At 44.2% G+C, this 19,301-nt stretch carries 19 protein-coding genes, 3 tRNA genes and 1 pseudogene; 20 read left to right on the forward strand and 3 right to left on the reverse strand.

What is annotated here, in order from left to right; all coding sequences use genetic code 11:
- Positions 1 to 210: 210 nt before the first annotated feature.
- From pgsA to minE, 12 genes are all read left to right on the forward strand, one after another.
- On the forward strand, positions 211 to 774 hold the full coding sequence (pgsA, locus tag VIM91_RS11060) for a CDP-diacylglycerol--glycerol-3-phosphate 3-phosphatidyltransferase (RefSeq protein WP_331864872.1): 564 nt from the start codon (positions 211 to 213) through the stop codon (positions 772 to 774).
- 66 nt (positions 775 to 840) lie between these two features.
- A tRNA-Gly gene (locus VIM91_RS11065) sits at positions 841 to 916 on the forward strand.
- 5 nt (positions 917 to 921) lie between these two features.
- Positions 922 to 995, forward strand: a tRNA-Cys gene (locus tag VIM91_RS11070).
- 27 nt (positions 996 to 1,022) lie between these two features.
- A tRNA-Leu gene (locus VIM91_RS11075) sits at positions 1,023 to 1,109 on the forward strand.
- A 236-nt stretch (positions 1,110 to 1,345) separates the two neighbouring features.
- Positions 1,346 to 1,696 (forward strand): helix-turn-helix domain-containing protein, encoded by a 351-nt coding sequence (locus VIM91_RS11080; protein WP_331864873.1) that lies wholly within the window; start codon positions 1,346 to 1,348, stop codon positions 1,694 to 1,696.
- Positions 1,697 to 1,700: 4 nt separating this feature from the next.
- On the forward strand, positions 1,701 to 2,678 hold the full coding sequence (locus tag VIM91_RS11085) for a type II toxin-antitoxin system HipA family toxin (protein ID WP_331864874.1): 978 nt from the start codon (positions 1,701 to 1,703) through the stop codon (positions 2,676 to 2,678).
- Entirely contained in the window at positions 2,587 to 2,997 is a 411-nt protein-coding gene (locus VIM91_RS11090; protein WP_331864875.1) for a HipA domain-containing protein, read from the forward strand. Before VIM91_RS11085 ends, VIM91_RS11090 begins: the two co-directional genes overlap by 92 nt.
- A 79-nt stretch (positions 2,998 to 3,076) precedes the next feature.
- Positions 3,077 to 3,973: a DMT family transporter gene (locus tag VIM91_RS11095; protein ID WP_331864876.1), complete on the forward strand. Its 897-nt coding sequence runs from the start codon at positions 3,077 to 3,079 to the stop codon at positions 3,971 to 3,973.
- Positions 3,974 to 4,033: 60 nt separating this feature from the next.
- The gene (locus VIM91_RS11100; protein WP_331864877.1) at positions 4,034 to 4,609 is read left to right on the forward strand and encodes a YqiA/YcfP family alpha/beta fold hydrolase; all 576 of its coding nucleotides are present in this window, start codon (positions 4,034 to 4,036) and stop codon (positions 4,607 to 4,609) included.
- 42 nt (positions 4,610 to 4,651) lie between these two features.
- The gene (gene minC, locus VIM91_RS11105) at positions 4,652 to 5,335 is read left to right on the forward strand and encodes a septum site-determining protein MinC (protein ID WP_331864878.1); all 684 of its coding nucleotides are present in this window, start codon (positions 4,652 to 4,654) and stop codon (positions 5,333 to 5,335) included.
- Between the two features lie 69 nt (positions 5,336 to 5,404).
- Positions 5,405 to 6,217 (forward strand): septum site-determining protein MinD, encoded by an 813-nt coding sequence (minD, locus tag VIM91_RS11110; protein WP_331864879.1) that lies wholly within the window; start codon positions 5,405 to 5,407, stop codon positions 6,215 to 6,217.
- 2 nt (positions 6,218 to 6,219) lie between these two features.
- Complete coding sequence (gene minE / locus VIM91_RS11115; RefSeq protein WP_331864880.1) at positions 6,220 to 6,480, forward strand: cell division topological specificity factor MinE; 261 nt, start codon at positions 6,220 to 6,222, stop codon at positions 6,478 to 6,480.
- Positions 6,481 to 6,557: 77 nt separating this feature from the next.
- Here minE and VIM91_RS11120 read toward each other — a convergent pair whose 3' ends face one another.
- Both VIM91_RS11120 and mfd read right to left on the reverse strand, forming a co-directional pair.
- A complete protein-coding gene (locus VIM91_RS11120; RefSeq protein ID WP_331864881.1) occupies positions 6,558 to 7,196 on the reverse strand; it encodes a CsiV family protein in 639 nt (212 codons plus the stop codon).
- 7 nt (positions 7,197 to 7,203) lie between these two features.
- Positions 7,204 to 10,728: a transcription-repair coupling factor gene (gene mfd / locus VIM91_RS11125; RefSeq protein WP_331864882.1), complete on the reverse strand. Its 3,525-nt coding sequence runs from the start codon at positions 10,726 to 10,728 to the stop codon at positions 7,204 to 7,206.
- A 123-nt stretch (positions 10,729 to 10,851) separates the two neighbouring features.
- On the opposite strand from mfd, the gene VIM91_RS11130 reads away from it, so the two are divergent.
- The 5 genes and pseudogenes from VIM91_RS11130 (at position 10,852) to VIM91_RS11850 (ending at position 15,420) form a co-directional block, all read left to right on the forward strand.
- Positions 10,852 to 11,490, forward strand: coding sequence for a trimeric intracellular cation channel family protein (locus VIM91_RS11130; protein ID WP_331864883.1), 639 nt, complete (start codon positions 10,852 to 10,854; stop codon positions 11,488 to 11,490).
- Between the two features lie 20 nt (positions 11,491 to 11,510).
- Positions 11,511 to 12,764, forward strand: a complete 1,254-nt coding sequence (locus tag VIM91_RS11135) for a lipoprotein-releasing ABC transporter permease subunit (RefSeq protein WP_331864884.1) — start codon at positions 11,511 to 11,513, stop codon at positions 12,762 to 12,764.
- On the forward strand, positions 12,757 to 13,473 hold the full coding sequence (gene lolD / locus VIM91_RS11140) for a lipoprotein-releasing ABC transporter ATP-binding protein LolD (RefSeq protein ID WP_331864885.1): 717 nt from the start codon (positions 12,757 to 12,759) through the stop codon (positions 13,471 to 13,473). Before VIM91_RS11135 ends, lolD begins: the two co-directional genes overlap by 8 nt.
- A 6-nt stretch (positions 13,474 to 13,479) precedes the next feature.
- Positions 13,480 to 14,364, forward strand: a pseudogene (locus VIM91_RS11845) (ABC-F family ATP-binding cassette domain-containing protein); the annotation flags it as partial.
- A complete protein-coding gene (locus VIM91_RS11850) occupies positions 14,344 to 15,420 on the forward strand; it encodes an ATP-binding cassette domain-containing protein (RefSeq protein ID WP_414719647.1) in 1,077 nt (358 codons plus the stop codon). The pseudogene VIM91_RS11845 and the gene VIM91_RS11850, both read left to right, overlap by 21 nt.
- A gap of 65 nt (positions 15,421 to 15,485) precedes the next feature.
- On the opposite strand, the gene VIM91_RS11150 is transcribed toward VIM91_RS11850, so the two are convergent.
- Positions 15,486 to 15,704 carry a DUF2892 domain-containing protein gene (locus VIM91_RS11150; protein WP_331864887.1) on the reverse strand — a complete coding sequence of 73 codons (219 nt, stop codon included), beginning with the start codon at positions 15,702 to 15,704 and terminating at the stop codon, positions 15,486 to 15,488.
- Positions 15,705 to 15,944: 240 nt separating this feature from the next.
- On the opposite strand from VIM91_RS11150, the gene tig reads away from it, so the two are divergent.
- The 3 genes from tig to clpX all read left to right on the forward strand — a co-directional run bounded on the left by tig (position 15,945) and on the right by clpX (position 19,285).
- Positions 15,945 to 17,258 carry a trigger factor gene (tig, locus tag VIM91_RS11155; RefSeq protein ID WP_331864888.1) on the forward strand — a complete coding sequence of 438 codons (1,314 nt, stop codon included), beginning with the start codon at positions 15,945 to 15,947 and terminating at the stop codon, positions 17,256 to 17,258.
- A 146-nt stretch (positions 17,259 to 17,404) separates the two neighbouring features.
- Positions 17,405 to 18,007: an ATP-dependent Clp endopeptidase proteolytic subunit ClpP gene (gene clpP / locus VIM91_RS11160; RefSeq protein WP_331864889.1), complete on the forward strand. Its 603-nt coding sequence runs from the start codon at positions 17,405 to 17,407 to the stop codon at positions 18,005 to 18,007.
- Positions 18,008 to 18,034: 27 nt separating this feature from the next.
- On the forward strand, positions 18,035 to 19,285 hold the full coding sequence (gene clpX, locus VIM91_RS11165; protein WP_331864890.1) for an ATP-dependent Clp protease ATP-binding subunit ClpX: 1,251 nt from the start codon (positions 18,035 to 18,037) through the stop codon (positions 19,283 to 19,285).
- Positions 19,286 to 19,301 lie beyond the last annotated feature (16 nt).

The raw sequence follows: 19,301 nt of genomic DNA on the forward strand, positions 1-19,301 counted from the left end.
ACGTTATTGGGTTACCGAAAAATAAAATCTGAGATTCTGTTTGGTCAAAACCTATTGTTCGATTCCGCCTTTAATAGCATGGAAAATGACAAATATCCAAACTTACGAGTTGGTATGTCGGCTGAATGGTTCTAATTTTGCAAATTGAATAGCCAGCTAATGGCGCGGGTGCTAAAATTCCGTTAATAAATTTATATGACTAGGAAAACTATGACACTCCAACAACTACCCATGACCATTACCTGGATTCGAGTTCTACTGATTCCGGTATTTTTAGTGGTGTATTACCTACCATTTGAAATGGCTCACTTTAGTGCGATGGTTATTTTTGTGATTGCCGCCTTAACCGATTGGTTAGATGGCTATCTCGCGCGTCGTTTTCAAGCCACCAGCCGTTTTGGTGCATTTTTAGACCCAGTTGCAGATAAACTAATTGTCGCAGTGGCCTTAGTGGTGGTCGCAGTTGATTACCAAAACTGGATCGTCACTTTGGCGACAATCATTATTATTATGCGCGAAATGGCCGTGTCAGCCTTGCGTGAATGGATGGCGGAAAGCAAGCTAAGTGACGTGGTTGCGGTATCTAAAATGGGCAAATACAAAACCACCTTTCAATTAATTGCATTATCGTTTTTAATTTACGGTGGCGAATTATTTGGTGTGCCTTGGGTAGAACTCGGTCTTATCTTGTTGATTGTGGCGACATTTTTAACCGTACTGTCTTTATGGAACTACGCCAAAGCCGCTTGGCCAGCGATAAAATCGGGGCTTTAATCACTTAAAGCATCAAAATAATACTTGACGTTTTAGCCCCAGCCCCTATAATACCGCCACTGTAAAGCGGGAATAGCTCAGTTGGTAGAGCACAACCTTGCCAAGGTTGGGGTCGCGAGTTCGAGTCTCGTTTCCCGCTCCAAGTATGGCAGAGTGGTAGAATGGCTATACAGCGGATTGCAAATCCGTGGATCTCGGTTCGATTCCGGGCTCTGCCTCCATTCGTTATACAAGATGTACAAGTCACCGCCCAGGTGGCGAAATTGGTAGACGCAAGGGACTTAAAATCCCTCGGAGGAAACTCCGTGCCGGTTCGACTCCGGCCCTGGGCACCATATTCTAAAACCCCGTTCGGTTATAAAACCAACGGGGTTTTTTCGTTTTAAAGCTCGGGTTTTAATACCACCCTTTTTGTCGTTTGCTGTTTAAATGGCTTTAAACCAATCGCACCAGGCCTGGTGGTCTTAACAACTAGTCTGTTGTTAATCTTTAGCTTAAACAATTAATATGTTGTTTTATTTTGTTTTAACAATTAATATGTTGTTTATTGTTATTGAGTGGATGTTGGCTAATGAAAACCCTTTTTGAAATCTCCCAATCGTTACGTGAACGTCGTGAAGCTTTGAATTTGAGCCAAAAAGACATGTTGATGAAAATTGGTATGTCTCAGCAACAGTATCAGCGTATTGAAGCGGGCGGTGATACCCGTTTATCAACCTTGATGCGTGTGTTGGAGGGGATGGATTTAGAGCTAATGTTGGTGCCTAGAGATCAGGTGGCTGAGGTAAAAAATCTTATTGATGCAACTTCTTTTGATGCCGCGTCCGCTAACCCTAGCCGCTCGCTTTCAGCGGATGAGTTTAAAAAAGATTCTGAATCAGAAAGTCGTTGGAACCGTGTATTAAAGGGACTTGAGGATTAAGCGGATGCCTAGTCAAGTTGAAGCGTTTAGACCTTTGGAATCGGTAGAGGCGGTGTCTTTGTCGTTACATGGTCAACGTATTGGGGTGTTAAGCCATTATGCGGGCGGGAAGAACATTTTGGTGTTTGACCCTGAGTATCGCGCTTTGCCCAGTTCGATTAAACCGACTTTTACCTTAACTCAAACTTTAGATGATACTTATTTAACTAAGCCGCTCATTCATGCTCAAAAATTACCTCCGATATTATCTAATTTATTGCCAGAAGGGTCTTTTCGCGATTGGATGGAGGCGTCTTTGAAGGTGCATAAGGAAGATGAATTTCCTTTATTGGCTTGCTCTGGTCGCAATTTGCCGGGGGCGCTTTTGGTAGAACCGATTGCTAAGGGTGACATTCCGGCATGGGCTTTGGCGGCACGCGAGCGCAGTGAACCCGTGCAGATAGAGGTGAATCGATCCGCCCAAAAGTTTTCTTTGGCGGGTGTGCAGATGAAGTTTTCTTCGAGCCATCAAGAGGGTCGTTTTAACCTCAATAGTGAAGCGGGTGGGGATAGTTGGATTATTAAAACGCCTTCTACTCTTCATAAAGATGTGCCTAAAAATGAGTATTCGGCCATGAAATTAGCCGAGGCGATTGGGGTGGATATTCCAGAAATAAAATTGGTTGAGCTAACCGACTTGGAGAATCTACCGGATATTCAATTGCCAAATGAATCTCTGGCTTATGCGATAAAACGCTTTGATCGTAAGGAAACGGATACCGGATTTGAACGGGTGCATACCGAAGATTTTGCACAGCTGTTTGAGCTTTATCCTCAGGATAAATACAGCAAACGTAATTATGAACAAATTGCGGCGGCTATTTATCAGCAGGGTGCGCAAGGTTTGGAAGATGTTCAGCAAATGGCGCGTCGCTTATTGGCGAATATTTTATTGGCCAATAAGCGACGCGCATTTGAAAAACTGGTCTTTAATTTACCCTGATACTCGGCAGGCTCGCTTGTCTCCCGCCTATGATATTGTGACGACTTTAGCTTTTATTAAAAATGAGAGATCACTGGCTTTGAATATGGCGAAACAGAAAGATTGGTATGAAATGAGTCTGCAGAGTTTTCAGACTTGGGCTGAGCGCATTGAGGTTCCATGGCCAGCGATACGGGTGCATTTGTTGGATGCGTTAGATAAAGCGCAAACACGTTGGCCCGATTTATTAAAAGACTTGCCGATGACTGCAACGCACCGATCTGTGTTGCAGGCGCATTGGAAAAAGCTTTCGAAAGACTTGAATCCGATTAGAAAATGAATGGTTATAGGCTTTAAGCGTATAAATAGAAAATTGGTGTCCGTAAGGCAAATGTGAGGCTTTTTAACGATGAAATTTTATGAAGTTTAAATTTTCAACTGAGCGGAAGGGCGAGGCGTCGGTATTAAGTTTGACCTTAATCGAGGCTTGGTTTCCGATTTTGTCGATTGGGTTGGTGGCGAGTTTGGGTGCGTTAAGCACTTATGCGCTGGCGACGTTTTTGGCTTCGTTGGTGTTTATTGGTTTGTTGGCGTTAAATGGGCGTTTGGGACGTTTATGGCAGAACCGGGCGCAGTTTGATCTTTGGATGACGGCGCTTTGGATTACCTTGTTATTTAGCTTGGTGTTTTTAGGTTTGCAAACCACTACTGCCGGTAATATGGCGGTGATTTTGTTTTTGCAGGTTTTGTTTGCTTATCTTTATTTTCATGTTTTAGGGCGTCAGCCGTTATCGCTTTTTCATAGCCTGGGCGCGCTATTAATGATGATAGGCGCGATTTTGGTATTGTTCCCCGAAGACTTTAAGTTAAATATAGGCGATGGTTTGGTGTTGTTGGCAGCGATGGTCGCGCCGATTGCGAATCGGTTTCAGCAGCGCGCACGCTTACATGTGGATAGTTTGACTTTGTTGGGGTTTCGTAACCTGGTGGCGTTTCCGGTGCTTTTGGGGCTAGCCTGGTGGTTGGAAGGTTGGCCGGATTGGTCGAGTATTCAATCGGTTTGGTTACCGCTGTTAATTGTGGGTGTGCTGATTTTAGGTTTAAGCAAATGGCTTTGGGTGGAGGCGTTACATCGAATTTCGATCACCAAAACTAGCGCTTTAGCTGCGATGACACCTTTGTTTACCTTGGTGTTGGCTTATTTTTGGTTGGATGAGTTGCCTACCTGGTCGCAAATGTTGGGTGTGATTCCGATTTTAATTGGCGGTATTTTAATTACACGCCCGGCTTTACCGCCCGCTGTGCCACAAGAATAAGTGCAGATGGTTATGTTACGCTCTTTATATGGTTAATTATAAAAACGAATTGTTGGTTTTATGCTGATATACATTCACGGCTATGGCTCAAATGGCTTAAGCGAAAAAGCGCGTCATTATCAAAAACTGTTTGAGGGTGAGGCGTTTTTGACGCCAACCCTGTCTACGGAGTCGCGTTTAGCGGTGCATACGTTAGATAATTTGATTCAAGCGCTTGGCCATCATGAAAAGGTTGGTTTGATTGGTTCGTCTTTAGGCGGTTATTTTGCGATTTATCTGGCGCATAAATACAAGCTACCGGCGGTGTTAATTAATCCGGCGATTCCGCCTTGGGATCAACAATCGGGCTTAAAGCGGGCGGATAAATCCGATGCGTCGCCACGTTTTATTTGGCAAGCTGAGCATTTAGAGCGTTTGTCGACTTTTCGCGTGGCGTCTCCCAGCCCGTCTTTGCAAAAACGTCTGTTGTTATTGCAGCAACTTGATGATGAAGTGTTGGAGGCAAAATTGGCGTTGGATTATTTGCCGCAAGCACAGCAGATCATCACGTCTGGCGGCGGCCATCGGTTCCGTGGTATCGAACAATATGATCAAAACGTTTTGGATTTTTTCGCTAAATTCTTAAAGGCGGATTAGTGGTAGAATATCGTCTATTTAAAGCTTTTTTGGATTGAAATTATGAGCAAAGCGGTGGCCTTAAAAGGCTCAGTTTTATCTTTGTCGGTGTTAAAGGTTTACAGTGATGATATTGCACTTGTTAAAAGCCAGTTAGAACAAAGTATTGCGCAAGCTCCCGATTTTTTTAATGGTTTACCCGTTGTGATCGAACCCGAGACAGAAGGCTTTGAACCTATGTTTTTAGCTTTACTGGTGGATTTTTTGCACCAGAATCAAATGGTGCCAATTGGTGTTAGAACCTCGCAAGCCGTGATTCGACAACAGGCCCAGTATGCGGGTTTGGCGGTGTTTGAACCGGTTGCCAGGGCGGCAGAAGAGACCACAAAAACGTCATCGTCTAATGCTTCTGCTGATCAAGGTGCCTTGATGATTGAGGGCGCGATTCGTTCTGGTCGTCAGGTTTATGCGCAAGGTCGAGATTTAATTGTTAAAGGCACGGTGAACCCAGGCGCCGAAGTAGTGGCGGATGGTCATGTGCATATTTACGGTTCAGTAAAAGGCAAGGTATTTGCCGGTAGCGCTGGTAATACCCAAGCGCGAATTTATGCGCAAAACCTGGATGCTGAGATGGTTTGCATTGCCGGTATGTATCAAATGTCAGAAGACATTAAGCCCGAATATAAGCAGGGCTGGGTCGAAGTCAGTTTGCATAACGACCGATTGGTTTTTAATAAGCTGGCCTAGTGTTTCTTACTTTGTCAGTTATATTTATTATAATGTTTTGTATATTTAAGAGCTTCAAAAGGAGTCACTGTGGCACGAGTCATCGTAGTAACGTCAGGTAAGGGTGGCGTGGGCAAAACCACGACCAGTGCAAGTTTTTCAGCCGGTTTAGCGCTTAAAGGGTTTAAAGTCGCCGTGATTGACTTTGATGTAGGCTTACGCAATTTAGACTTGATTATGGGCTGTGAACGTCGTGTGGTGTATGACTTTGTCAACGTTGTACAAGGCGAAGCCAGCTTGAAGCAAGCGTTAATTAAAGACAAGAAAACGCCTAACCTATACATTTTGGCGGCCTCACAAACACGTGATAAAGATGCGTTGACGTTAGAAGGTGTTGGCAAGGTGATTGATGACCTGAAGGCCGACGGCTTTGATTATATTATTTGTGATTCACCCGCTGGGATTGAAAAGGGCGCGCAACTGGCCCTGTATTATGCGGATGAAGCGATTATTGTGACGAATCCTGAGGTATCTTCGGTTCGTGACTCAGATCGTATTCTAGGCATCCTACAAGCTAAATCTAAGCGCGCGATTGATGGTGAAGCGCCTGTGGTTGAACATTTAATTTTGACGCGTTATAACCCAAGCCGTGTGGCCGCAGGTGAAATGCTGGCTATGCAAGATGTGGTGGAGCTTTTGAGTGTAGATTTGCTGGGCGTTGTACCCGAGTCGGAAGAGGTTTTACAGGCTTCAAACGCGGGTATTCCAGTGATTCTGAACGAGGAAACCAATGCTTCTGAAGCGTATAAAGATATTGTAGATCGCTTTTTGGGTGAAGAAAAACCCCAGCGTTTTTTAACCGTTGAGCATAAAAGCCTATTTAAGAAACTGTTTGGGAAGTAGATATGGCATTACTAGACTATTTATTAGGGCAGAATAAAAAGCCGTCGGCCGCACAGGCTCGTGACCGCTTACAAATCTTGCTCGCGCATGAGCGTTTGCAAGCAAAAGCACCGGATTATTTGCCGAAGTTACGCGAAGAAATTTTGCAGGTGATTGCCAAATACGTGGATATTGATGATGAGAACTTGCAGATTTCATTAGACGAAGAAAACGGCTTTGAGGTGTTAGAGTTGAATTTAATATTGCCCGATTCTCGCCGTTAAAGCAAAAGCGTTTAAACATAAAAAACCACCAGGCCTGGTGGTTTTTTTATGGGCGTTGAAAAATCAGCGAGTCAGCGTTATTTAACGCGATCCACCTTGATTAATACGCCAAAAATCGGGTGATCCAAATAGTGAATTTCGCCATAACGCACCCGGCGTGATTCGTTGATTTGAAAACGCCAACCTTCGGTAATCCAATCAATATCTAAATGTTGATGTTCTGTGAAGCGTTCTAACACCGCTTGCGGGATTTGGCGGTCAATTTCTAGATTAACTTGGATGTGCGAAAAACGTTCTTGATACATGCGAATGGTGCCAAATAAAATACTGGATTCTAGGCGGCGCTGTTGCACAAATTGGTCGATTAAAATAGGTAAGGCTTTCTCTCTGTCTAGAGCCGGTTGTTGCCAAGCAAAGTGAGCAAGCACATCATAGCCTTTTTCGGTCGTCATCTTTTCGACTTCTTCGTTTAGCGTGAAAGACTCGTTTTTTAAAAGCGTGGCATACTCATCAGCCGCATTAAAGTGGGTGGCGTTTTCGGTATCGGGTAATTCTAGAATGTCCGGCCAATATTCTTCTGTCCAGCCGCGCAACGCGAGCGATTGGAACACAATCACCTCAATTTGAACTTGGGGTGGCGACTTTTCTTCTTCGGCTAAGACTTGGAACGGTAACCAACTAATCAAACTGGTTAAGGCAATAACAAGTATTTTCATGAATGGTTTAACCTTTATTTTTTGCTTTGGCTGGTTTAACGGCTTTTGGCTGTGAGTCGTTAAGGTTGGTGGCGGTGTTATCTGGTGCCAGGCTTTCTAACGTAAACTGAATAACCTGAGTGCGCAAACCTATCTCAGGCATTGTATCGAAAACTTTTAACTCCGTTTGACCTTTTAGCTTATAGCGTTTTGGATGAGTTTGAATTAATTGGATTAATTTAACCGGGTCAATGTTCGGCTGAGCATTAAATTGAATCCGGCATTCAGTTTGGCCGGCGTCAATTTTCTTGATACCTAAAGGTTCGGCCATCAGTTTAATGCGGGTAGCATCAAACAGGTTTTTAACTTGTTGCGGTAATAAACCAAATCGATCAATCATTTCAATTTCAAGTTCATGCAACGCCGCTTCATCTTCGGCGCTGGCGATGCGTTTATAAAACACCAGGCGTGAGTGAATGTCGGGCAGATAGTCTTCTGGAATTAATGCGGCAAATCCTAAATCGACTTCGCAGCCGGTGTCTAAAGGGGCGTTAAGTTCAGGCTGTTTGCCGGATCTTAGGGCTTTAACCGCCCGTTCTAAAAGTTCGCTGTAAAGCCCAAAACCGACTTCGTGAATTTGGCCGGACTGGCCTTCGCCCAGCAGTTCACCCGCACCCCGAATTTCGAGATCGTGACTGGCCAGCATAAAACCGGCGCCCAGGGTGTCGTGTTTGGCAATGGCATCGAGACGTTTGTGGGCGTCGTCGGTAATCATGGCTTTGTCGCCAGTAAACATATAGGCGTAAGCGCGGTGATGCGAACGACCTACACGTCCACGCAATTGGTGGAGCTGGGCTAAACCAAACTTATCGGCGCGGTGAATGATAATGGTGTTAGCGGTAGGCACATCAATACCGGTTTCGATGATCGTAGTACAAACCAAAATATTGAATCGACGATGGTAGAAGTCTTGCATGACCCGTTCCAAATCACGTTCATGCATTTGACCGTGTGCAATACCAACGCGTGCTTCGGGTATGAGAAGCGCGATGTCTTCGGCCATGCGTTCTATTTTATCGACCTGATTAAACAATAGATAAACTTGGCCGCCGCGTCGTAATTCTCGCAAACAGGCTTCGCGAACCGTATCTTCATTCCATTCTTGCACGAAGGTTTGCACGGCCAAACGTTTAGCCGGCGGGGTAGCGATAATGGATAAATCACGTAAATCGTTCATCGCCATATTAAGGGTGCGCGGAATCGGGGTGGCGGTCATGGTGAGCACATCGACTTCGGCGCGCAGTTTTTTAAGCTGTTCTTTTTGGCGCACCCCAAATCGGTGTTCTTCGTCGATAATAATTAAACCCAAATTGGCAAACTGCACATCTTTTTGGATGAGTTTATGGGTGCCGATAATGATGTCGACTTTATTGTCGGCCAAGTCCTGCAAAATGTTGGCTTGTTCTTTTGCGGTTTGGAAACGTGATAACACCTCAATCCGCACCGGCCAATCGGCAAAACGGTTTCTGAAGTTTTCGACGTGTTGGTTGGCCAATAGGGTGGTTGGCACTAAAACCGACACTTGTTTGCCAGCATAAGCGGCGACAAAGGCGGCGCGCATCGCGACTTCGGTTTTACCAAAGCCGACATCACCACAGACCAAACGATCCATCGGGCGCGGGCTTTGCATATCGTGCAATACGGCTTCGATGGTTTGTTGTTGGTCGTCGGTTTCTTCAAACGGAAAACCGGCGCAAAACTGACTATAAGCGTCTTGGGTTAGGGTGTAGGCGTAACCCGATTTGGCTTCGCGTTGAGCATAGATATCAAGCAGTTCGGCGGCCACATCGCGCACTTTTTCGGCGGCTTTGCGTTTGGCTTTATCCCATTTGTCGGTGCCGAGTTTATGCAGGGGCGCGGTTTCGGCGCTGGCGCCGGTGTAACGGCTGATTAAGTGTAAGGAGGTCACCGGCACATAGAGTTTGTCGTGACCGGCATATTCAATCATCAAAAATTCGCGGTTTTCGCCATGTAGGTTGATGTGTTCTAAACCTAAGTAGCGCCCCACACCGTGATCCAAATGCACAATCGGGCTGCCGATTTCGAGTTCGACCAGGTGGGTAATGGCTTGATCAAATTCATTGTGTTTGGTTTTGCGGCGACGTTTTTGCGCCACGGTTTGACCCAGTAAAGCGGATTCGGCAATTAAGCTAAATTGAGGTGTGTGGATGGATTCTTGCAGCGGTGCGACCACCAGGCCTGGTGCTTTTAAATCAGTATGCGTTTTCTCTAGGTTCAACCAGTCATCAAAGGTTTCGGGGTGAATTTGATGTTTACCCAGCAGATTCAATAGGGTTTCGCGTCGACCTAGGCTTTCAGCGCTAAACGCAATTCGACCTTCGTAGCGATCCAAAAAGGCTTTGAGTTTGGCCATTGGATAATCTGAATGATTTTGCACACTCAAGTCGGGCAATAAAAGCGTATCAAAACGAGTGGTTAACTTGGTTTGATCACCATGCGTATGTAGGCTGATACGATGGTATTGTTTGAGCTGACTTAAGGTGTCGCTGGTATTTAAAATCAGTTGATCCGGCGCTAATAAGGGGTGATCTGGATTGTGGCGGCCGATTTCGTAACGTTCGTTAAAGTCATGCCAGTTTTGGTCAATCGCGTCTTCTAAGTTGGATTGATCAAAAAACAGCGTGTCGTCTGGGAAATAATCAAACAAGGTTGCGGTTTTTTCATGGAATAACGGCAGGTAATATTCCAGCCCGCCAATGTTTTCGGCATCGCTAACTTTTTTATAAACACCACTTTGGCGTGCTTCGGCACCAAATACATCACGAAACGCATGACGGAATTGGGCGATGCCTTTTTCGGTAAAATCATATTCTTTCGCAGGTAAGAGTTCGATGTGATCCATTTGATCAATCGTGCGCTGGTTATCCGCATCAAAACGGCGAATGGATTCGATTTCGTCATCAAATAAATCTAACCGAAACGGCTGCTTGCTACCCATTGGAAATAAATCAATTAGTGCGCCGCGTATCGCAAACTCACCATGTTCCATTACTTGGCTAACGCGTTGATAACCATGGCTTTCTAATTGTTCAGCAAAGCTTGCCATATCTAAGGTTTGGCCGGTTTTTAATAGCAGGGTGTGTTGCTGGATATAGGCTGAAGGTGCGAGTTTTTGCAGTAAGGTGTTAACCGGAATAACTAACAAGCCTTGCTGGGTGTTAGGCAGTTCGTAGAGGGTTTTTAAGCGCTCAGAAATAATATCTTGATGCGGCGAAAACCGATCATAAGGCAGGGTTTCCCATTCTGGAAACTGTAGGAGTTTGAAGTCTGTGGGCACAAAAAACCGTAACAGGTCAATCATGTCGTTGGCTCGCGCGCTGTCAGCACATAATACGACCACCAGGCCTGGTGCTTGTTTAGCTTGCTTGGCAATCGCTAATGCTTGCTCACTTAAGTTAAGTGGCCCCCAGTGCGAACGTGTGGCTTTCAGTGGGATGGATTCAAATTCGAGTAAAGAAATGGGATGGCTCATGCCGCTTGATGGATTCCGCTGATAAAAAAATCTTATTCTACCTTGAAATAAGCTAAGAATGGACATCAAAAAAGCGGGTTTTTGCCAGCGTTTTTGTTTGGGCACGAGTATAATTGCGCCACTATGACATTTTTAAGCGCAATTTATTATTTAGATTTATTAGGCACGGTGGTTTTTGCGATCACCGGCTTGCTGGCGGCTAGCCGTAAACAATTGGATTTATTTGGTGCAATCGTGATTGCTATGGTGACCGCAGTCGGTGGTGGCACTTTGCGGGATTTGATTTTGGATGTACCGGTTTTTTGGACGCAACAAACCATTTATATTTATTTAATTGTGACTTCCGCTATTTTCATGTTTATTTATGCACGTTATTACGATGTGCCGGTTCGGGTTTTATTGATATTAGATGCGCTTGGGCTGGCGGTGTTTACCGTGATTGGTGCACAAAAGGCCTTTGAACTTGGTTTTAGTGATCCGATCGTGATTATGACGGGTGTGATGACCGGTGTGGTTGGCGGTGTGATTCGTGATGTTTTGGTGGGCGAAGTGCCGCTGATTTTCCGTAAAGAAATCTATGCTACGGCTTCCTTTTTAGGGGCGAGTGTTTTAGTGTTAGGCTTTCATTATTTACCGAGTCGTGAGTTGGCCAGTGTACTGGCGATTATATTGGTGTTTGGATTGCGTGTATTGGCGATTCAAAAAAATTACAGTTTACCGGTGTTTGCACCATTGAATCGATCAGAGAATCGGTCAGAATAAACAATAACTAATGGGTGATTATGTTTAAACTACCTTTCGAATGGCTGCTGGGTTTGCGTTATATACGCGCCAAACGCCGCAATGGCTTTATCTCTTTTATTTCTATGTCGTCAATGATCGGTATTGGTTTAGGGGTGATGGCCTTAATAACCGTGATGTCGATTATGAATGGTTTTCAACATGAACTGCGTGAACGCATTTTAGGCATGACGGCCCACATGACCTTGTCTGAAAGTTATCAACGTTTGGGTGATTGGAAAGAGATTTACGACATTAGCAAACAGCACCCATTAGTGGTGGGTGCGGCACCTAACATTGAAGAACAAGGCATGCTGACCAATAATGATCGCGTAAAGGGTGTAATGGTGCGCGGTATTTTGCCAGAGCTTGAAAGCCAAGTGTCCACTCTTGAAGATAATATGCTGATTGGTTCATTAGGTAGTTTGAAAACCGGTGAGTTTGGCATTGTGTTGGGGTTTGATTTGGCACAAAACCTGGCGGTGACGGTGGGAGATCGCATCACTTTAATTGCGCCACAAGGCAGCGTCTCGCCCATGGGAGTGTTGCCGAGAATTAAGCGTTTAACGGTGGTGGGTTTATTTGAAGCCGGCATGTATGAATATGATTCGGGTATGGCGTTTTTGCATTTAGACGATGCCGCCAAAATCTTTAAATACCGAGATGGTGAAGTGAGTGGTTTGCAGCTTCGCTTGAGTGATCTGTTTTTAGTACACCAAGTGCGTAATGATTATGCTGAGATGTTGGAAGGTCAATATTCAGTTCGAGACTGGACCCAGCAACACGCGAACTTTTTTAAAGCGATTCAAATGGAAAAACGCATGATGTTTATTGTGTTGGCGCTGATTATCATGGTGGCCGCATTTAACATTGTTTCGACTATGGTGATGGTGGTGACGGATAAACAAAAAGACATCGCGGTGTTGCGTACCATCGGCGCCTCACCCTTGAGTGTGCAAGCCATTTTTATGATTCAAGGATTGGTGATTGGCATTATCGGGGCGCTGCTGGGCTTGCTCGGCGGGGTGGCTTTGTCGTTGAATATTGATGTGATTATTCCGTTTATTGAGCAATTGTTTGGTTTCCAATTCTTCCCGGCAGATGTTTATTACATCAGTGAAGTGCCTTCTAAGTTAGAGTGGTCAGATGTGTGGGCGGTATCCGGTTTAGCCTTTGTATTGACCTTGTTGGCGACTTTATATCCGGCCTGGCGAGCTTCTCGCATTCAACCAGCGGAGGCATTGCGTTATGAGTAATTTACAGTCAAATTTAGTCGAGCAAAATATTATTTTACAAGCCAAAAACCTGGGCAAAACCTATCGTGATGGTCTGATCAACACCGAGGTATTGCAAGGTATTGATTTGGAGTTGCACGCACGTGAACGCAAAGCCATCGTCGGCGCGTCCGGTTCGGGTAAAAGTACCTTGTTGCATTTGTTGGCGGGGTTGGATAAACCAACTACTGGCGAAGTGAAGTTGGCCGGGCAAGATTTTTCAAACTTGTCAGAAACTAAACGCGGTATCTTGCGTAACCAAAATATGGGCTTTGTGTATCAATTCCATTATTTGTTAGCTGAACTCTCTGCGCTGGAAAATGTCATGCTGCCTTTAAGAGTGGCGCGACAGTCGGCCTCAAGCGCCGAGAAACAGGCGGTAGAATTATTAAAGCAGGTTGGGTTAGGCCATCGTTTACAGCACAAACCCGCTGAGTTATCTGGTGGCGAACGTCAACGTGTTGCGATTGCGCGTGCGTTAATCACCAGGCCTGGTTGCATTTTGGCTGATGAGCCTACCGGCAATTTGGATTCCAAATCGGCTGAGCAGGTGTTTGAGTTGATGCTGTCTTTAAATGATGAATTTGATACGGCTTTGTTGGTCGTGACGCACGATCTAGATCTAGCGGCGCAAATTGGTGAAACCATTACACTGGTTGACGGCCGGATTCTTGAACCAAAGGCTGTTTAGCGCCTTATGTTATCTATTCAGTCTGTTAGCTTGTATGCGGGTGTTAAGTGTTTATTAGAAAATGCGAGTTTAACGCTTAATCCTGGTCAAAAAGTCGGTTTAATCGGTCGCAATGGCGTCGGGAAGTCCACCTTATTTAAAGCGATTTTAGGTCAAATCAGTTTGGATGCTGGAACGATTGGGTTGCCAGCCGGTTGGCAAGTAGGTTATGTCGAACAATCTGAAGTGACCGAACAGCTTAATGCGCTGGATTATGTGACCTCAGGCGACACGCTTTATTTCCAATTAGTCACCGATCTTAAGCAGGCTGAAGAACAAAATGATCAAGACGCGATGGTGCGTTTGCATGACCGTTTAGATCATATTCAAGCTTATGAAGTTCCACAAAAAGCCCAGCAATTATTATATGGTTTGGGATTCGAGCAAGCCGATTTTGAGCAGTTAGTCACGCAGTTTTCTGGTGGTTGGCAGGTACGTTTAAAACTAGCCAAAGCCTTAATGCAACGCTCTGATTTATTGTTGTTAGACGAACCCACTAACCATTTGGATATTGAAGCCGTAGCTTGGTTAGAACAGTGGTTGGCGCAATATCCTGGCGCGGTGTTGTTGATTTCGCATGATCGACATTTTTTAGACAAGGTGGTTAACGGTATTGCCTTGATGGAAGATCAGCGTATTCAGCTTTATACTGGCAACTTTGCGTCCTATGAACGTCAACGCAGTATGCAGTTAATGCAGCAACAAGCCCTGCATGATAAACAAAAACAGCGCATGCAGCATCTCAAAACCTTTATCACACGCTTTAAAGCTAAAGCCAGTAAAGCCAAGCAAGCTCAAAGTCGAGTCAAAGCTTTAGAGCGCATGGAAGAAGTGGCAGCATTGCAAGCCACTAATCCGTTTCGTTTTGAATTCATGAACCCCGATCACCTGCCTGATCCGATGATGCGTATCGAGCAGGTTAGTTTTGCTTATGACAGCAAGGTGGTGTTGGATAAGGTTGATTTGGTATTAAGGGCAGGCGATCGAATCGGTCTCGTTGGCATAAACGGCAGTGGCAAAACCACCTTTTTAAAACTCATTGTGGATGAACTGAAACCTGACCAAGGCAAAGTTATTAATAGCAAAGGTTTAAAGGTGGGCTATTTTGCTCAGCATCAAGTGGAGTCGTTGGATTTAGACAAAACGCCATTGCAAACCATGTTGAAGCATTTTCCTGAGCTGACCGATCAGCAAGCGCGTGATTTTTTAGGTGGGTTTGGTTTTAGTCACGAACAAGCTTTGTCGCCGATCAAACAATTTTCGGGCGGTGAAAAAGCACGCTTATCTTTGGCTTTGATTGTTTATTTAAAACCCAATTTAATTATCCTAGATGAACCTACCAATCACTTGGACATGGATTCTCGTGATGCTTTAGATGAGGCTTTACAGAGTTTTGACGGGGCGCTGATTGTGGTGTCGCATGATCGACATTTGTTAGCCGGCATTGTGGATCAGTACTGGTGGGTGCATGATGCAAGTGTAAGTTTGTTCCATGGTGATTTGGACGCCTATTTACAGCAGCGTTTAACTTTATTAAAACAGCAGAAACAAGAAGAAAACCGAGTTGGTGATGACATAGGAAAGCCAACCGAAAGTTCCCAAAACAAACGTGAACAACGCCAACAAACGGCTCAGTTACGTAAGCAGGTTCAGGATGCGACTCGAACTCAGCGCAAACGGCTTGAGGTGTTGGATAAACAACTGGTAAAACTACAAGCGGCTTTAGATGAGGTGCACTCACAGTTAGCGGATGATGCAATTTATGCTGCCGAGCAATCTGAAAAGTTAGCCGAATTGTTAAAACAGCAAGCCGAATATCAAACAAGTTTGGATGAGGTAGAAACCGAATGGTTGATGTTGCAAGAAGAAGTGGAAACGATTAGTCAATCATTTCAAGCAAATGATTAATTAGCGTTTGTTGTGAGATGCAAAAGCAGATAGCCATGTAGAGTTATCTGCTAAAACAGCTTGAATTACTTGGCAGGATCTTTTAAGAAAGGCGAGCCGTGTTTTAGGCCAAATTTTTTCAAAATGATCACCATTGGGCAAAAACGCGTCAAGCTAGACACAATCAGGTTTAACCCGACGAAAGCCGTTAATAGGAACCAGGCCTGGCCAACCCATGTGCCTAGCGCCAAGCTGATTAATACAACGCTGCCTGCTACAAACAATACTACTCTTTCAATATTCATAACGTGTTTCCTTTTTAACTCATTCGAATGCAAAATAACCCGATTATTTTAGCTGAAAATAAGCCAGTCGTGTGAAGAAAATAAGGAAATGCTTATATTCTAAACCACCAGGCCTGGTTGAGATTTTCCTTGTTGTTTTTATTGGGATCTGTATAATTTTGGGACTATTTATTACGTGCACCAACTGGGTTGATGAGTTGAGTGTCTTTATTTTGAATTTAACGAGATTTGAGAATTTGTATGCAAGTATCTGTTGAGAAACCTGAACAAGGCCTAGAGCACAAGATCACGGTCACTTTCCCGTCGACTGAATTAGACGCAAAAGTTGATAAGCGTTTAGCCGAAATGCGCCGTACCGTGAAAATGGACGGTTTTCGCCCAGGTAAGGTGCCAATGGGCATGGTTAAAAAACGTTACGATGCGCAAGTTCGTCAAGAGCTTTTAGGTGAAGCCGTTCACTATGCTTTCTTCGACGCGGCAGATAAAGAAAACCTACAAGTAGCGGGTTACCCAGAAATCGATGAAGTGAAAGTAACCGATGGCGAAATTAACTTCACGGCTCGTTTTGATGTTTACCCTGAAATTACCTTACCTGCATTCAGTGGAATCAAAGTAGAAACTTTGAAATCAGAAGTGACCGATGCCGATGTTGAAAAAATGATTACACGCTTGCGTGAGCAGCGTTCGGCATGGAAGCCAGCTGGCGCGGCTAAAAAAGCGAAGTCAGGCGAGCAAGTGATTATCGACTTTGTTGGTAAACTTGACGGTGTTGAGTTCGAAGGTGGTAAAGCTGAAAATGTACCATTAGAGCTTGGTAGTGGTCGTATGATTCCTGGTTTTGAAGATGGCATTATCGGCATGAAAAAAGGCGAAACCAAAACCATCGACGTAACCTTCCCTGAAGAGTATCAAGCTGAAAACCTAAAAGGTAAAACAGCGCAGTTCGATATTACGGTGCATTCTGTACAAACTAAACAATTACCTGAAATGGATGAAGAATTTATCCAGTCTTTCGGTATTGAAGATGGCAAAGAAGAAACCTTACGTAAAGAAATTCGTGAGAACATGGAGCGTGAATTAAAGCGTACCTTAGATGCACGCAACCGTCAGGCGGCATTTGATGCATTAGAGCAAGAGGTTGATGTACAAGTTCCCGCGGCGTTAGTAGCGCAAGAGTCTCAAGCTATGCTTGAACAATATCAGCAACGTATGGAACAGCAGGGTATGCCAAAAGGCCAAATGTCTGGTATGACGGCTGATTTGTTTGCTGATGAAGCGAAAAAGCGTGTCAAACTAGGATTAGTTATTGGTGACATTATTCGTGCGCACGAAATTAAAGCGTCAGACGAAGATATCACGGCCTTTATTGAAGATCAGGCGTCAACTTACGAAGATCCAAATGAAATTAAAGAATGGTATGCTAAAAACCCAGGTCGTTTAAACGAAGTACGTTCGATCCTTGTTGAGTCGGCGGTGGCTAAAAAGATTTTAGATGAAGCTAAAGTTAAAGAAGTCAAAAAAGCGTTTGATGAAGTGGTGAGTAACGCAGGTTAATTAATCCGCTTTTAAAAAGACTTAGCCGTTTAATTAAACCTCGTGATGAGTTGTTTTTGCAATTTGTCACGGGGTTTAGTTTTTTTTAGTGTCATAAAACGCTAATATAGGCCTACATGGTAGATTTATTAAAGTTGAGGTAGTGAATGGATAACTCGGTAATCAGTAATGCGTTAGTTCCGATGGTGGTTGAGCAGACCAGCCGTGGTGAACGTTCTTACGATATTTTTTCAAGATTGCTTAAAGAGCGAGTGATATTTTTAGTGGGTCAGGTTGAAGACCACATGGCAAACTTGATCGTGGCGCAGATGCTGTTCCTTGAGTCGGAGAATCCAGACAAAGATATTCATCTCTATATTAACTCACCCGGTGGGAGTGTGACCGCAGGGATGGCTATATACGATACTATGCGTTTTATTAAACCAGATGTATCGACGATGTGTTTAGGTCAAGCCGCGAGTATGGGGTCGTTTTTGTTGGCCGCTGGTGCAAAAGGTAAACGTTTTGCTTTGCCTAACTCAAGAGTCATGATTCACCAGCCTTTAGGTGGCTTTCAAGGTCAGGCGAGTGATTTCGAAATTCACGCTAAGGAAATCTTGCATATTAAAGACAAGTTAAATCGTGCCCTGGCTGAAAATACCGGGCAGCCTTTGGAAGTGATTGAAAATGATACAGACCGTGATAATTTTATGAGCGCAGAGCGTGCGAAAGAGTACGGTTTGATTGATCAAGTTTTACAGAACCGCTAATAAATGATTGGGGGTGGAGAGGAACCTATGGCAGATAAAATTTTATATTGCTCGTTTTGTGGCAAAAGCCAAGAGGAAGTTCGTAAGCTGATTGCTGGCCCTTCGGTTTATATTTGCGATGAGTGTGTGGACTTATGTAATGACATTTTGCACGAAGAGTTTGGTGAAGAAGTTGATGCAACTTTCGACTTAGATCATTTGCCAACACCACATGAAATTAGCCATATTTTGAATGATTATGTAATCGGACAAGATCGTGCCAAAAAAGTATTGTCTGTTGCCGTTTACAATCATTATAGACGGTTACAGAACGCAAACTCAGGTGATGAGGTTGAGTTGACCAAGAGTAATATATTGTTGATTGGTCCAACTGGTTCAGGTAAAACCTTACTTGCTCAAACCATGGCTAGATTGCTTGATGTGCCTTTTGCAATCGCGGATGCGACGACTCTGACAGAAGCTGGTTATGTGGGTGAGGATGTAGAGAGCATTGTATTGAAGCTTTTACAACGTTGCGATAACGACCCACAGAAGGCTGAGCGTGGCATTATTTATATTGATGAAATTGATAAAATTACCCGTAAGTCAGAAAACCCCTCGATTACACGTGATGTGTCGGGTGAGGGTGTGCAACAAGCGTTATTAAAATTAATTGAAGGCACTCAGGCTGCGGTGCCACCCCAAGGTGGACGTAAACACCCGAATCAAGAAATGATTTATGTGGATACCTCAAAAATTCTATTTATTGTGGGTGGCGCGTTTGAAGGTTTGGATAAAATCATTGAACAGCGTACCGAAAAAAATATGGGAATTGGTTTTTCCGCTGAAGTGAAATCAGCTGATAAAGTTAAAACTTTAACCGAAAAATTTGCCAGTATTGAACCGGAAGATTTAACTAAATATGGTTTGATTCCTGAGTTTGTTGGGCGCTTACCCGTCATTGCGGCTTTAACTGAGTTAGATGAGAAAGCCTTAATTCAAATCCTGACAGAGCCAAAAAATGCGTTAATCAAACAGTTTCAAAAAATGTTTGAGCTGGAGGGGGCTGAACTTGAATTCCGTAAAGATGCCCTTATAGAAATAGCAAGATTAGCGATCGCCCGTAAAACAGGTGCGCGTGGTTTGAGGTCGATTTTAGAGCAGATTCTACTTGATACAATGTATGACTTGCCGAGTATGAAAAATGTAGAAAAGGTTGTGATCAATAAAGCCGTTGTACAAGGAAAAAAACCACCTATGATGGTTTACTCAGACGTTGCAAAAGCCGCGAGCGAGTAAAGGTTGCACGCTACGT

Origin of the sequence: Thiomicrospira sp., from assembly GCF_036568485.1 — a bacterium.
Taxonomy (GTDB): Bacteria; Pseudomonadota; Gammaproteobacteria; order Thiomicrospirales; family Thiomicrospiraceae; genus Thiomicrospira.